General features: G+C 27.6%; 1 protein-coding gene. It reads left to right on the forward strand.

The annotated features are described in order from the left end of the window. Positions 1-126: 126 nt before the first annotated feature. On the forward strand, positions 127-725 hold a 599-nt coding region (locus RCF13_RS06805; protein ID WP_308141000.1), incomplete at its 3' end, for a hypothetical protein.

Below are 725 nucleotides of genomic sequence, written 5' to 3' on the forward strand. Positions count from 1 at the left end.
GAGATATTATTGGATAGATTTGTAATTTTAGAAGGTAAAAACTGTATATTTGTTGAATAATATTAAAGTCGGTGTAATGAGGTGAAAATATTTAATTAATTGCTATTTGAAATAGGAGGCAGGAAGATGTCATTATTTCTTTTAAATGGAGATAAGTTAAATTTTATAGAAGAAATGCCGTTTAAACTTGAGAAGGATATTCAAAATCTATGTGAAAGCAATCTAAAGGAAGTGTTTGATTTAGAGTTTGTTTCATCTGAATTCGCTATAGGTAACTTTAGAATTGATACACTTGCTTTTGATAAAGGGTCTAAATCCTTTGTGATTATTGAATATAAAAGGGACAAGAATTTTAGCGTAATCGACCAAGGCTATGCCTACTTATCTATTATGTTAAACAATAAGTCTGATTTTATATTAGAGTATAATGAAAATTGTAAAGATAATTTGAAAAGGAATGATATAGACTGGTCTCAATCAAAGATAATGTTTATTTCTCCATCCTTTACATCGTACCAAAGGGAAGCTATAAATTTCAAAGATTTACCAATCGAATTATGGGAGATCAAAAGATATTCTAATCAAACAATAAGCTTTAATTTTATATCAACATCTGGAGCAAAGGAATCAATAAAAACAATATCTAAAGGTAATACAGAGATTGAAAATGTAAATAAAGAAATAAAAGTCTATACAGAGGATGAACACCTACTAAATATTCCTGA

It is taken from the genome of Stenotrophomonas maltophilia group sp. RNC7 (assembly GCF_030910085.1).
Classification (GTDB): domain Bacteria; phylum Pseudomonadota; class Gammaproteobacteria; order Xanthomonadales; family Xanthomonadaceae; genus Stenotrophomonas; species Stenotrophomonas sepilia.